The 13,784-nt window shown below is 70.7% G+C and carries 7 protein-coding genes; 5 read left to right on the top strand and 2 right to left on the bottom strand.

Annotation, left to right across the window (positions count from 1 at the left end):
- Window positions 1-18: 18 nt before the first annotated feature.
- Together AB0F86_RS13845 and AB0F86_RS13840 are read right to left on the bottom strand one after the other, a co-directional pair.
- Window positions 19-447 carry a hypothetical protein gene (locus AB0F86_RS13845; protein ID WP_356985688.1) on the bottom strand — a complete coding sequence of 143 codons (429 nt, stop codon included), beginning with the start codon at window positions 445-447 and terminating at the stop codon, window positions 19-21.
- Between the two features lie 169 nt (window positions 448-616).
- Window positions 617-3,094: an AAA family ATPase gene (locus AB0F86_RS13840; protein WP_356985687.1), complete on the bottom strand. Its 2,478-nt coding sequence runs from the start codon at window positions 3,092-3,094 to the stop codon at window positions 617-619.
- A gap of 392 nt (window positions 3,095-3,486) precedes the next feature.
- Between AB0F86_RS13840 and AB0F86_RS13835 the strand changes: the two genes are divergently transcribed.
- From AB0F86_RS13835 to AB0F86_RS13815, 5 genes are all read left to right on the top strand, one after another.
- Window positions 3,487-6,441, top strand: coding sequence for an SWIM zinc finger family protein (locus AB0F86_RS13835; protein WP_356985686.1), 2,955 nt, complete (start codon window positions 3,487-3,489; stop codon window positions 6,439-6,441).
- Window positions 6,438-7,538 carry an AAA family ATPase gene (locus AB0F86_RS13830; protein WP_356985684.1) on the top strand — a complete coding sequence of 367 codons (1,101 nt, stop codon included), beginning with the start codon at window positions 6,438-6,440 and terminating at the stop codon, window positions 7,536-7,538. The genes AB0F86_RS13835 and AB0F86_RS13830 overlap by 4 nt, the downstream gene beginning before the upstream one ends.
- A gap of 49 nt (window positions 7,539-7,587) precedes the next feature.
- Window positions 7,588-10,062, top strand: a complete 2,475-nt coding sequence (locus AB0F86_RS13825) for a DUF5682 family protein (protein WP_356985682.1) — start codon at window positions 7,588-7,590, stop codon at window positions 10,060-10,062.
- Between the two features lie 156 nt (window positions 10,063-10,218).
- Entirely contained in the window at window positions 10,219-11,382 is a 1,164-nt protein-coding gene (locus tag AB0F86_RS13820; protein WP_356985680.1) for a VWA domain-containing protein, read from the top strand.
- Window positions 11,383-11,450: 68 nt separating this feature from the next.
- A complete protein-coding gene (locus AB0F86_RS13815) occupies window positions 11,451-13,730 on the top strand; it encodes an ADP-ribosylglycohydrolase family protein (protein WP_356985678.1) in 2,280 nt (759 codons plus the stop codon).
- The last annotated feature ends 54 nt before the right edge of the window (window positions 13,731-13,784 follow it).

Here is a 13,784-nt window from a genome sequence, read left to right as displayed (position 1 = left end):
GCCGATCGCCGACCGTGCTCAGCCGAAGGTCTGGTGCGTCAACGGGACCAGTTCCAGGGCCCGCCACAGTTCGGTCGTCTGGTCGCGCCAGCGGCGCAGGTCGGTGACGCTCGGCGCCATCTCGTAGTCGAGGTGGTGGGCCGCGCGCGAGAGCGCTGCCCAGAGCGCACCGACCTGACCTGCGGTTTCGGGACCGGCATAGACGCGAAGGGCGAGCAGCTGGGCGCGCATCGGGCAGCGCATGAGTTCCGGCGCGAGCTGGGCCCACAGTTCGTCCACGGCTTGCTCCAAGGCCAACCGCAGAATCCAGGCGACGGCCCGCGACCACACTCCCCCGGCATCCGAGACCGACCCGTTCAGCAGGTCGTCGGCGGCCTCCAACCGTTCGGCTACGGAAGGACGCGGAGTGAACTTCGCCCGCGGCGGCCTACCACGACGGCTCACCACGGTCCCGCCAGCCTTGCCACACTACGACTCCCGGTCACTTGGCCCGCCCGGTGCCAACGGGCGACGCCGCGCCCGAGTCGGGGCCTTGCCCGGCGGCGCGCACGATTTCGGTGCACCGCTACACCGACGAGGTGGTCGAATGCGTGACCAGGCCGAGCCGGATACCCGTTCACGACCGCACCATCGCCGGTTCGTGGGCGCGCAGCCAGGCGATGAATCGTTCGGTATCGCTGATCAATTCGCGCATCGGCCGGTCGATCGGCACGTGGGCGCCCGCGGTGGCGTCGCGCAGCACGCCGACGAGCCAGCGGCCACCGACGGCGCTGAGGTGCTTGTTCAGGTCGTCCACGCGGGCACGGGGACCCATGATGGCCAGGGTGATCATGGCGCGCGTGGTGTGCGCGTTGCGAACCCGGCGTTCGACTTCGCCGTGCGCGAGCCCGGCGGCGAGCAGCTCGTGACGCGCTTTCGCCAGCCCGGCGGCCTCGATGGCCGAACGGCAGCAGGTGGCGACGAGTTCGTCGGCGATCGCGGGCGGTAGTTGCGGTGTGCGCAGCAGGGATCGGGCGTCGTCGAGGTAGCGGCGCACCGGGTCGCCGGTCACCCGGACCTCGACGACGGAGCGTTCGCGGCGCTGCACTTCGAGCACGGTGGCATCGAGCTGCATGCGGCGCACGGCTTCGGCGAGGCGTTCATCGTGGGTGAACACGACGACCTGCCTGGTGAGGGCCACCTCGGCGAGTACCCGGGCCAGTCCGTCGACCTTGGCCGGGTCCATCGCCTGCACCGGGTCGTCGATCATCACGAACCGGAAAGGGCTGTGCGCCACCGTGGCTCGCGGCAGGAAAAGCGACAGCCCGAGCGCGTGCAGCTCGCCCTGGCTCATCACGCCGAGCGCGGCGCCGTCCACCTCGTCGACGGTGACATCGAGCAGAACCCGGCGCGCCGTACCCGCGCTGCCCTGCAACCGGATCGCCCCGAGCTCCACATTGCTCTGCTGACGCAGGGTGCTCCACACCCACCGCGCCGTCGCCTCCAGCGGCCGCATCCGTTCGCCACGGATGGACGTTGTCGCCGACTTCAGCCAGTCCGCGGCTTTGCGCACGATTCGCAACTCGCCCGCGTCGGCCGCGACGGCCCTGGCCGGTTCGAGCCAGGCCAGGATGCGCGGGACCAGCGGCGACCACACGGCATCCAGACGTTCGAGTTCTATGCGGGCATCGCGTTGCAGGGCAGCGAGTTCGGCGGCGAGGTCCTGGTAGGTCGTGCGGAGGCGGTCGGCCGACTGCTCGTCGTAGTCGGCGGTCGCGAGTGCGGCCCACTCGTCCCAGCATCGCCGGACCGCGTCGCGGCGCTTGCCGAGTACTTCCGATCGGATCGGCGCATCGGGCAACGGCGTGCCGGGTTTCACGGCCCGGTCCGTGGGCTGGGTCGCCGGAGCGAATTCCTCGGGCACCGGCGTCGGAAGTGCGCGAGCTGCCGCGAGAGCCGACTCGAATTCCGATCGCGCGGACCGCAGGGCGTCGAGATCGGCGCTACGCCTGGCTATCTCGGCGTCGGCGGCGAACAGCCAGTCGTCGTCCAGGTCGCCGCGGCCGCAGACCGGGCACGGGCAGGCACCTGCGGTGACGGCGTGTTCGCGTGCGCGGGTGAGCAGTTCGAGGACACGGAGGTCGGATTCGGCGTCGATCGTCGCGTGGTCGGACAGGTCGGCGGCGGCACGGGTGAGCCGGTCGGCGACGGCGGCCACCTCCACCGGATCGGGCAGGGACAGGCGCAGAATGGCGCGCAAGCCCTCGGGTCCTTCGGCGCCGAGCACCGAGCCCGCCACCTCGGCCGCGATGGCGTCGAGGTCGGGGTCCGGGTCGCGGAGCAGGTCGGCGACACGATCGGCGCGGTCGTCGGCGACCTGGGCGAGTTCGTCGAGCAGGTCGGCGCGGTCCTGCCGCGAATTCTTCACGGCGCGTTCGAGTTCCAGCTTGCGCAGCCGAATGCTTTCGGCCGCCGCGGCGAGCTGGTCGAGGCCGAGGAGACGGTGCAGCGCGTCGAACAGGTCGCTCGGTTTGCCGTCGACGAGAGCGCCGAGCTCGCTGTAGGACAGGAACGGGCGATACAGGTCGAGGCGTTGGCGCCTGCTCACCGGGTCGACGACGGCGGGCGAGGCGTTACCGCGCCGTTCGCTCCACTGCGCGTCGGTCAGCTCGGCGCCGGGTGCCCAGTGTGTGGCGACGGTGACCGCACCGCCGCCGGTGAGCAGCTCGACCTCGATCCGGGCGAGATCGGGTTCGTGCAGGTTGCGCCAGCCTTCGCGCCAGGCGCTGGTGCGACCGTCCCACCGGCGATTGCCGCCGGTCAACGCGAATTCGGCGGCCTCGGCGAAGCTGGATTTCCCGCTGCCGTTGCGGCCGACCACCAGGGTGAGACCGGGGCCGGGATTCAGCCGGAGGGTGGCGGTGGGGCCGATGCCGCGGAAGCCGTGCACGGTGACGGCGCGAAGGAAGACGCCCGTGTCACCGGCATCGGCGGTGTCGGCGGCATCGTCGACCTCGGTGAGCGCCGCGAGCACGCAATCGGCGACCCGGTCCTCCACAGCCGGGTCGGCGGCGAGCTCGCGCGCGACCACCTCGGTGATGCGGTCCGAGCACACTGGCGACACCCCCCTTCACGCCCCGAGCGCAACTGTGCCCGAAACGCTACCCGATCGCCGAGCGTTCGCCCAGGGGATGCGCTGCGCCCCAGCGAATCTGCCCGCGGGAGTGGAATGGCCATCGTGGCGCCGCGACCGGCCCTCGATGTCCACCCCTCGCCCACCCCGGCGGGCAGCTCGATGAGGTGCTCTCACCCGCGCTACGCTGCGTTGAGCGGCCCGGGCGGTCCGGTCGAGCCGAACAGGTCAGAATGCCAGAGTTCGCCCCACACAGCAAGAGGTGAGGCGCGAATTTTCCACGGCACCAGGGTTTTCCAGGTCCTTCACCGTGAACGGGCGAAGTTGTCGGTGGGCTCGGGTAGATATTTCGGCGACAGAGAACGGGGGAACCGATGACCGACACATCCGCGCTGTGGACCGAGGACCAGGTCCGTGCGCTCGCACCCGACGCGAGCTCGGTGGCTGCCGCGCGCAAGCTGGCGAGTCGCTGGCGCGACACCGGCGCCGACGGGAACGCGGTGTGGGGGCTGTGCCAGGGCAGCGGGGCCAAGCCCTACCAGACGATCGTCGATCTCTCCGGGCCCGCGTACAAGTGTTCGTGCCCGAGCCGGAAGTTTCCCTGCAAGCACGCCCTGTCGTTGCTGCTGGCATGGTCGAGCGGCGCGGTGCCGACGCGGGACGCTCCCGCCGATTTCGCGGCCGAGTGGCTCGCGGGCCGGGCCGCCAAGGCCACCGCCGCGCCGAAGGCCAAGTCGGCGCCCTCGGCCGCGGCGGTCGAGCAGCGGCGCGGTCGGGTATCGGCGGGGCTGGCGGAGCTGCAGGTGTGGCTCACCGACCAGGTTCGCACCGGCCTCGCCCAGACCGACCGCTCCTATGCCGCCTACGAGGCCGTGGCGGCCCGCATGGTCGATGCCCAGGCGCCCCGGATCGCGGAGGCACTCCGCAGGCTGCCCTCTGCGGTGGCCACCACCGAACACTGGCCCGAGCTGCTGCTGCGCGAATACGCCCGGCTGCATCTGCTCGTCCTCGCCCACCGCACCCTCGACGCGTTGCCGGAACCGTTGCAAGCAGGCGTCCGCTCCCACATCGGCTACCCGGTGCAGGCCGAGACCGTGCTCGCCGAACCGGCGGTGCGCGACCGTTGGCAGGTGCTAGGCATGCGGGTGAGCGAGGAGGAACGGCTCTATGCGCGACGCACCTGGTTGCGTGGCCGTGGCAGCGGCCGGTGGGCGCTTTTGGTCGAACACTCCTTCGGCACACCGAATTTCACCGGTGAGGTGCCCGCACCGGGCAACGAGGTCGACGCGGAAGTGCACTACTACCCCGGCCCTGTCCCGCTGCGAGTGCACTGGGGTGCACGCCACAGCGCACCCGAACCGTTCACCACCGTCCCGGCCGCCGGTACCACGATCGGCGATGCGCTCGATGCCTACGCCACCGCGCTGAGCGAGGACCCGCTGGTGCGTTCCGTTCCCGCACTGCTCACCGATGTGGTCCCCGCGATCGACGAGCACGGCTGGCATCTGGTCGATGCCGAGGGCACCGCGCTGCCCCTGCCCACCGGGGTCCGGCCGTGGCGGTTGGTCGCGGTGTCGGGTGGTCATCCGGTGACGGTGGCCGGCCAGTGGTCGGCCGAGGGCTTCGACCCGGTGTCGGTGTTCAGCGCGGGCGAGGTGCACGACCTCGAAACCGAATTCCCCACCGGTTCGGCCGCGAGTCCCGAACTGGCCGAACTCGTTTCGATCGCCCTGCTCGGTACCGCGCGCCGTGGGCTCGACGGTGTGCACCTCGATCCGGCGGTCGCGGGCGCGGTGCCGCAGCGCGGTGGGGACACCGCGACCAAGCTCCTCGAGACCGCCGCGTTGCAGGATCTGTACCTGCGAGGCGGGCGTGTACCCGGCACGGCGCCGAAACCGGAACCCGCACTGGATGATCCACGTCCGTTGCTTCCGCGCCGGTCGGCCGATCGGCTCGGCCGTCTGCTCCGGGAGAAGTCGGCGTTTCTTCCCGAATGGTTCGCTGCCGCCGAACCCTTCGACTTCCGTTTGCCCGATGTGCTGTGTGTGCAGGCCTTGTCGGCGGCCTCGGATCCCGCGCTGCGTGGCCCGCTGCTGCGGTTGGCCGGGCGGCGGGGACGGTGGCTGGCGGCGCGTAATCCGGCCTGGTCGAAGTTGGTCGACGAGTTTCCCGTCGACCGGGCCGCAACCGGGGAGAGCACTGCGTCCCGCCACGAATCGTCGGCCGGGGCCGATGATCCAACCGCTGCGGATTCGCCGGTGGTCGACGGCGAATCCGTCGAGGTCGATGCCACGCACGATGTGTGGCTGTTCGGCACTCCGGGTGAACGCAAGGACTGGTTCGCCGACCTGCGCCGGACCGACCCGGCGCGCGGCCTCGAGGTGCTGACCAGCGCGTGGCCCAAGGAATCGGGGTCGATCAAAGCCGAACTCCTCGGCCTGCTCGGCATCGGTGCGAACGCCGCCGACGAAGCACTCCTGGAACGAGCGCTCGACGACCGGCGCGGCGACGTACGGCGCACGGCCGCCGGTCTGCTCGCCCGGCTCCCCGATTCCGCGTACGGCGCCAGGATGACCGCCCTGCTCACGGCGTGGGTCCGGGTCGGCTCCGACGGCGGGCTCGAGGTGGAGGTCCCCGCCGACGCGGGCGCGCAAGCCCGCCGCGACGGCATCACCGACGGCACCGAACAGCCGAAGCTGCGCTGGGACACCTCCGACGCATCGGTGCAGACCCTGCACCAGGTGATCGCCGCGGCACCGCTCTCGGCGTGGACGCGAATTCTGGGCACCACCCCCGACAACACTGCCGCGGCCGCACTCGCACTCGCACTGCCTGTGCGCTATGCCAAGGCGATCGTCGACGGTTGGGTCGACGCCACCCTCGCCGCCCGCGACACCACCTGGGCACGTGAGCTCTTCGCCCGGGCGACCCCGACCGAACAGGCGGTGCTGCGCCGCCGCGAACTGTTCACGCTGCTCGATCCCGCCGACCGTGTCGAGCACGTGCTCGACCTGGACGCGCATCAGCTCACCGAACTGCACGCGATCCTGCCCGGACTCGACCACCCCTGGCCGGACCGGGTCGCCACCCACGTACTGCGACTGCTCGGCGAACGCGCCCGCACCACAGCACGTCACCCGCATTCCGGTGCGGGTGTCTACACCGATCGCGCCCTGCTCACCGCGGCAGGCGTCCACCTACCCGTCGGCCTCGCCGCCCGCGTCACCGCGCTGGCCGAGGCGACCGACGACCCCGCCTGGCATCAGGCCTTCCGCACCCTCGCCACCGATCTCACCGAACGCGCCACCATGCTCGAGGAGCTGTCATGACGACGACCGAATCCACAACCACCCTGCTGCGCCCGCACGCCGAGCAGGCCTTCGCCGACGAACTGATCGCGCTGGCGCGCGTCGACGACCGGCCACGTCCGCCGTCGTGGAAGTTGTCGCCGTGGGCGGTGGTCACCTATGTGCTCGGCGGCACGCTGGCCGACGGCACGGTCATCACACCCAAGTACGTCGGTCCCCGCAGGCTGATGGAGGTGGCCGTGGCGACGCTGGCCACCGATCGCGCGCTGCTGTTGCTCGGAGTGCCCGGCACCGCGAAAACCTGGGTGTCGGAGCATCTTTCGGCGGCCATCAGTGGTGAGTCGACCCTGCTGGTGCAGGGCACCTCGGGGACGGCGGAGGAAGCCATCCGCTACGGCTGGAACTACGCGCGGCTGCTCGCCGAGGGGCCCAGCGATGCGGCGCTGGTGGCGTCGCCGGTGATGACGGCCATGCGCACCGGCGCGATCGCCCGGATCGAGGAACTCACCCGCATCCCCTCGGATGTGCAGGACGCGCTCATCACCATCCTGTCCGAGAAGACGCTTCCCGTCCCCGAACTCGGTGCGGAAGTGCAGGCGGCCAAGGGTTTCAATGTGATCGCCACCGCCAACGACCGCGACCGCGGTGTCAACGATCTGTCCTCGGCGCTGCGCCGCCGCTTCAACACCGTCGTACTTCCGCTGCCCGCCGACGAGGATTCCGAGGTGGCGATCGTCAGCCGCCGGGTCGAACAACTCGGTGCCGCATTGGAGTTGCCGACGGTCCCGGCCGCCGCCGAGGAGGTGCGGCGCGTGGTCCGGGTGTTCCGGGAACTGCGATCGGGCATCACCGCCGACGGGCGAACCAAGCTGAAGTCGCCGTCGGGCACGCTGTCCACCGCCGAGGCGATCTCGGTGATCACCAACGGTCTCGCCCTCTCGGCCCACTTCGGCGACGGTGTGCTTCGCGCCTCCGACATCGCGGGCGCCGTACTCGGTTCGGTCATCAAGGACCCGGTCGCCGATGCGGTGATCTGGACCGAATACCTCGAGGCCGTCGTCCGTGAACGCCCCGACTGGGCCGATTTCTACCGCGCCTGCCGCGACATCGCCGGCTGAGACCCGCGCGACGGGGAGGACGGATCACACAGCACACATGGGGTTTTCGATGAGCGAACAAACAGGCGGTACCCGGCTGGATCAGGCGCGGGACGAGCCGGTGGCCGGTGAACCCGTGACGCGGGTGTTCGGTATCCGTCATCACGGGCCGGGGTCGGCACGGTCGTTGGCGCAGGCGCTCGAGGAGTTCCGGCCGGACACGATCCTCATCGAGGGGCCCGCCGACGCCGATCCGCTCGTCGGTTTCGTCGCCGCCGACACGATGAGCCCACCGGTCGCCCTGCTGGCCTATGTCCCGGATTCCCCGGCCCGCGCCGCCTTCTGGCCCTTCGCGGTGTTCTCCCCGGAGTGGCAGGCCATGCGCTACGGCGTCGACAACGGTGTCCCGGTCCGCTTCTGCGACCTGCCCGCCACCAACGTCCTTGCCATCGAAGACGACACCCGCGTCGACCGCACCGACCCTTTGGCCGCCCTGGCCTCGGCCGCGGGCTTCGACGACGCCGAACGCTGGTGGGATGCCGTCGTCGAATCCGTCCCCGACACCGCTGCTTTCGACGCCATCACCGAAGCCATGGCGGCCCTGCGCGAAGACGCCCCGACCAGCACGAACCCGGCCACACCCACCGCACCGACCCGCTCGGCAGACCCGCATGCGCCGACAGGCACAAACGAACCCACACCTCCGATCAGCTCGGACGAGCCCGCGACCCGCACCGAAGCGGGCGACCCGGTGACATCGACCGATCCGCTGACGTCGTCCGACCGGGAATCGGTGGCGGGTGCTGGGCTCGAGCATCTGCTGCCCGAAGCGGCGGGGGTCGGGCCGCTGGTGGTCGACGAGCACACCCTGCGGCGCGAGGCGTACATGCGCCAGACGATGCGGCAGGTGCTCAAGGGCGGGGCTCGTCGGGTGGCGGTGGTGTGCGGGGCCTGGCATGCGCCTGCGCTGGTGGGGCCGCTGGGTCCGGCCGCGCCGGATATGCGGCTGCTGAAGGGACTTCCGAAGACGAAAGCGGCGTTGACCTGGGTGCCGTGGACACATTCCAGGCTGGCGTCGGGATCGGGATACGGCGCGGGAGTCACTTCACCCGGCTGGTATCACCACTTGTTCACCGAGACCCAGCGGCCGGTGGCGCGATGGTTGACGAAGGTCGCCGGGGTGCTGCGCGCACACGATCTGCCGGTGTCGAGCGCGCACATCATCGAGTCGGTTCGCCTGGCCGACACGCTCGCCGCGCTGCGCGGCAGGCCGCTGGCGGGGTTGTCGGAGGTCACCGAGGCCGTGCGGTCGGTGATGTGCGGCGGGGACGAGACCATGCTGCGGCTGGTCGTCGACGAACTCGTCGTCGGCGAAACGCTCGGTGCGGTACCGGAGAACACGCCGACCGTCCCGCTGGCCGCCGATCTGCGGGCGCGCATCAAAACCCTTCGGCTCAAGCAGGAAGCCCTCATCCGCACGGTCGACCTCGATCTGCGTAAGGAACGCGACGTCGAACGCTCGCACCTGCTGCACCGGCTGCGGCTGCTCGGCGTCGAGTGGGGCACCCCGACCGTCGGTGAGGTGCGCAGCACCGGCACTTTCCGCGAAACCTGGTCGCTGCGTTGGGAACCGGAGTTCGAGGTGCGCATCGTGGAAGCCGCCGTGTGGGGCACCACCCTGCGCACGGCAGCGGAAGCCAAGATCCTCGACACCGCGAGCCGCGACGGTGTGTCGGTCACCGAACTCGCCGACGCGCTCGAGACGGCGTTGCTCGCCGACCTCGGCGGCGCCACCGACGGTCTGATCGCCCGCCTGAAGGCGGCTGCCGCCCTCGACCACGACGTCACCCATCTGCTCGGCGCCCTGCCCGGCCTGACCCGCACCCTGCGCTACGGTGACGTGCGCGGCACCGACACCAAGGCGCTAGAGCACGTGGCCGACGGCCTGCTCGTCCGCATCTGCGCCGGTCTCCCCGGTGCGGTGACCGGCTTGGACACCGACGCCGCCGAGGCGCTGCGCCGCCAGATCGACGCCGCCCACAACGCCGTCAGCACCCGCGACGACACCCGCTCGACCACCGAGTGGCTGGCCACTCTGCACCGCATCGCCGACCGCGACGACGTGCACGGCGCCATCGGCGGGCGTGCCGTACGACTGCTGTGCGACGCCGAACGCATCGACGACGCCGATTCGGCGCGCCGGCTCTCGGCGGCGTTGTCGGTGGGCAACACACCCGCGGCCAAGGCCGCCTGGATCGACGGATTCCTCGGCGGCCGAGGGCTCCTGCTCGTCCACGACCGAGACCTGTTGCGCCGCATCGACGACTGGCTGCGCGAACTCCCCGAAGACCAGTTCGTCGCCACTCTGCCCCTGCTGCGCCGCACTTTCGGTTCCTTCGAATCGGGCGAACGCCGCGCCATCGGCCAAGCCCTGCGCGACACCGGCCCCGCACCGGCCACCGCCGCGAACGCCACGGCTGTCGACCCGGCACGCGGACAGCTGGCCCTCCGCGCCGCCGCGACCATTCTGAGCGCCGCGGGATGAGCGCAGTCTTCGCCTTCCCGGCAACAGCCGCCCGTACGACGAACGGGGTACGCACGTCGGCTCGGCCACCACTTCACGATCTGCGGACATCGCGTCTCGGGGCGCGAGTCCTCACCCCGCCCGGCGAACCCGGCTCGATCATCAGGAGCGTCAACCATGACCGGTAACGACGAAACTCATGCGCGCCGTTGGCGTCTCGTACTCGGCTCGGCCGCCGAGGAACAACTCGGCGGACTGGGGTCGGGGACGGATCAGGCCATGGATCAGGCACTGAGCGCCCTGTACAACACCGGGGAGGCCGGTACGTCGGCGAAAAGGTCCGGCGGACTGGGTGGTTCGGCTCCCCGGGTGGCGCGCTGGCTCGGTGACATCCGCACCTATTTTCCCGCCACCGTGGTCGAGGTGATGCAACGTGACGCGGTGCAGCGGCTCAACCTCACCCAGCTGCTGCTGGAACCGGAACTGCTGGAATCGGTGGAACCCGACGTGCACCTGGTCGGTACGTTGCTCGGCCTCAACCGGGTGATGCCCGAGACCACCAAGGCGACCGCCCGCATGGTGGTGGAGAAGGTCGTGCGCGAGATCGAGCGGCGCATCGCGGCCAAGACGGTGGCCGCCGTGTCGGGCGCGGTCAACCGGGCCGCGCGCACCCACCGCCCGAAACTGCGCGATATCGATTTCGACCGGACCATCCGCAAGAACCTGGCCAACTACCTGCCCGAACACCGCACCATCGTGCCCGAGCGACTCGTCGGGTACGGCCGCAAGTCGCAGGCGATCCAGCGCGACGTGGTGCTCGCGATCGACCAATCGGGGTCGATGGCGGCCAGCGTGGTCTACGCCTCGGTGTTCGGTGCGGTGCTGGCCTCGATGCGGTCGCTGAAGACCTCACTGGTGGTGTTCGACACCGAGGTCGTGGATCTCACCGAACAGCTCAGCGACCCGGTCGACGTGCTGTTCGGCACCCAGCTCGGCGGTGGCACCGACATCAATCGCGCCATCGCGTACTCCCAGTCGCTCATCACCCGGCCCACCGACAGCCTCTTCGTGCTCATCTCCGACCTCTACGAGGGCGGGGTGCGCGAGGAGATGTTGCGCCGGTGCAATGCGATGAAGGAATCGGGCGTGCAGGTGGTGGTGCTGCTCGCGCTCTCCGACGAAGGCGCACCGGCCTACGATCACGACAACGCGGCGGCGTTGGCGGCGCTCGGCATCCCGGCTTTCGCCTGTACCCCGGACAAATTCCCCGACCTGCTCGCCACCGCGCTCGACCGCGGCGACATCACCCGGTGGGCGCACACCCACGCACCGGCGGTGTGACAACGACTCGGCGAAAGCACGCGACCGATTAGGCTGCCAACGATCGGATTCGGTGAACGGGGTGAGCGATGGTGCGGCGCGGGGCGGTTTTCGCCGGTTTCGTCATCGAACGAGAGCTGGGGCGCGGCGGGATGGGCGCGGTGTACGCGGCGAAGGACCGCAGGTTGCCACGCCTCACCGCGCTCAAGCTCATGCATCGGGAGTTGTTCGCCGACACCGAGATCCGGGCCAGGTTCGAGCGTGAAGCCGATGTGATCGCCCAGCTCGATCACCCGAACATCATCACCGTCTACGACCGTGGCGTCGAGGACGAACGGTGCTGGATCGCCATGCAGTTCGTCGACGGAACGGACGCGGCGGCGGTTCCGGCGGCGGAGTTCGGGACCGACCGCATCGCCCAGATCGTCACCCAGACGGCGGGCGCGCTGGACTACGCGCACCGCCGGGGTGTGCTGCACCGGGATGTGAAGCCGGCCAATATCCTGCTCTCCCGCACGGCGGGCGTCGGCGCGGGTTTCGACGAACGGGTGGTGCTCACCGATTTCGGCATCGCCAAGCTCCTCGACGACACCGGCGGCCTGACCCGCACCGGCCAGTTCACCGCCACCATCGCCTACGCCTCCCCGGAGCAGCTCAGCAGCGAACCACTCGACGGACGCGGCGACCAATACTCTCTGGCCTGCACCGTTTTCCGGTTGCTCACCGGCGCCGGTCCCTACGACGCGCCCAACCCCGCCACCGTCATGCTCGGCCATCTCAACGCCCCACCACCGTCGGCGAGCTCGCGGCGTACCAGCCTCCCCGCCGCCGTCGACGCGGTCCTGGCCAAAGCCCTCGCGAAGAACCCGGCCCACCGCTTCCCCACCTGCACCGCCTTCGCGACCGCGCTCACCGAGGCGCTCCGCCGGCCACCGCACACCGGTCAGCAACCGGCAGTGCGGCCACACACCGGCGACCACCCGCAGGCACATCGCCACAGCGACCCCACCGCCGTCAGCCGGCCCGTTCACCACAGCACCGCCGCTCACCCCGCCACCGGAACGGCCACACCCACCGCAAACCCGACCGCGTCGACAGGTATCCCGGTGATCCACACCGGCACCGCCGATAGTTCGCCATCGCGATCGCACGCATCCCCTGCCCAGCAAAAACCGCACTCGGACAGCGGCAACGCGCAGCGCACCGGTACCGCTCGGTCACAGGGCCCGGCGGAATGGCTGAACGCCGTCCACGGCTGCCTGATCGGTGGCGCGATCGGGGACGCACTCGGAGCGCCGATCGAGACCATGTCCCTGCGCAAGATCCGCGACGAGTACGGCTACCTCGGGGTGACCGACGAGGCCGACCAGCTCCGGATCTCCGAGGAGACGCAGCTGACCGCATTCACCGTGGAGGCCCTCATCCGGGGTTCGGTGCGCGCGCGGGCCAAGGGCATCGGGGGTGCGACGCTCGGTCTGCTGCAGCAGGGGATGCTCGTGTGGTTGCGCGGGCAGGTGGGTGAGTTGCCCGAGCAACCGACCGCCCTGCACAGCTCCCTGGCCGGTCATCGCGAGCTGGTCGAACAGCGCGGCGTCGCGAACTCGGTGTACACCTCGCTGCGCGCGGCGGCCGAGCGACGGGAGCCGACGAACCCGCTGGGCACCCGCGACCGGCCGATCAACAATTCCAAGGGCAGCGGCGCGCTGATGCGGTCGGCTCCGTGCGGATTCGGTTACGCCGCCGACCGTTCCGGTGCCGCACTCACCGCCATCTTCGAATTGGGCTGCGACACAGCCGCCCTCACCCACGGACACCCCAGTGGCTGGCTGCCCGCGGGCGTGCTGGCCGCGCTGGTCTACCAGATGAGCCGGGGAATCGGCACCAAGACCGCACTCGAGCGGGCACTGGCCGAACTCGCCACTTACCCGCACCACGAGGAGACCACGGCCGCCCTCGACGCGGCGATCACCCTGGCCGCCCGCACCGCACGGCCCGCGCGCGTGCCACGCCCCGAAGACCTCGAGACCCTGGGCGAGGGCTGGATCGGCCCCGAGGCACTCGCGATCGCCGTGTACGCGATGCTGGCGGCGGAGACGGTCGGCGGACCCGGCCACGTGATCGTCCGCACCGGGCTGCTGCTGTCGGTGAACCACTCCGGCGACAGCGACGCCACCGGCTCGATCGCGGGCAGTCTGCTCGGCGCCCGCTACGGCCGTGGCGCCCTGCCGCACCGCTGGTCCCGCACCGTCGACGCCCGCCCGGTCCTCGAACGCCTGGCCACCGACTACTGCACCGAATTCGGCCTCACCCCACCACGAGACGAGCACGGCCAGCCCACCCGCGACTGGTTCGATCGTTACCCGGCCTGACCCCAGACCGACGGGCACGCGGCCCCCGGGAAATCACTGCCCGGGGGCCGAAAA

This window comes from Nocardia sp. NPDC023733 (assembly GCF_040639775.1).
In the GTDB taxonomy this organism is placed as follows: domain Bacteria; phylum Actinomycetota; class Actinomycetes; order Mycobacteriales; family Mycobacteriaceae; genus Nocardia; species Nocardia rosealba.
This window is presented reverse-complemented; position numbering and strand designations above follow the sequence as displayed.

Bases quoted from the DNA above. Each gene is read 5' to 3' on its own strand.
- AB0F86_RS13835 (WP_356985686.1), top strand. From the start codon at position 3,487: ATGACCGACACATCCGCGCTGTGGACCGAGGACCAGGTCCGTGCGCTC.
- AB0F86_RS13830 (WP_356985684.1), top strand. From the start codon at position 6,438: ATGACGACGACCGAATCCACAACCACCCTGCTGCGCCCGCACGCCGAG.
- AB0F86_RS13825 (WP_356985682.1), top strand. From the start codon at position 7,588: ATGAGCGAACAAACAGGCGGTACCCGGCTGGATCAGGCGCGGGACGAG.
- AB0F86_RS13820 (WP_356985680.1), top strand. From the start codon at position 10,219: ATGACCGGTAACGACGAAACTCATGCGCGCCGTTGGCGTCTCGTACTC.
- AB0F86_RS13815 (WP_356985678.1), top strand. From the start codon at position 11,451: ATGGTGCGGCGCGGGGCGGTTTTCGCCGGTTTCGTCATCGAACGAGAG.